1 protein-coding gene is annotated in these 244 nt (G+C 65.6%); it reads right to left on the bottom strand.

Going from position 1 to position 244, the window contains the following annotated elements:
* Positions 1-244 (bottom strand): tyrosine-type recombinase/integrase (locus tag EOB49_RS35695; protein ID WP_164782022.1); only part of this gene is annotated, 244 nt, incomplete at both ends.

Consider the following 244-nt stretch of genomic DNA (forward strand, 5'->3'; position numbering starts at 1 on the left):
GGCCGAGCCACATCTGCACGCGCCGGATGTCGATGCCGCCCTGGACAAGGCGCGAGGCGCAGGTATGGCGCAGTATGTGCGGCACCACCTGATCGTCGGCGCCGAGCCCGACTTCGGCCTTCGCGTCGTTCCAGATGGCACGGAACTGTGCCTGGCTGAGCTTGGTGAACGGTCCTTTGGGCCGGCGACCCTCAGTGGAAGGCAGCTTGATGACCTCCTTGACCCGCTCGGTCATCGGAATGGT

Origin of the sequence: Mesorhizobium sp. M7A.F.Ca.MR.148.00.0.0 (assembly GCF_003997735.1) — a bacterium.
Classification (GTDB): domain Bacteria; phylum Pseudomonadota; class Alphaproteobacteria; order Rhizobiales; family Rhizobiaceae; genus Mesorhizobium.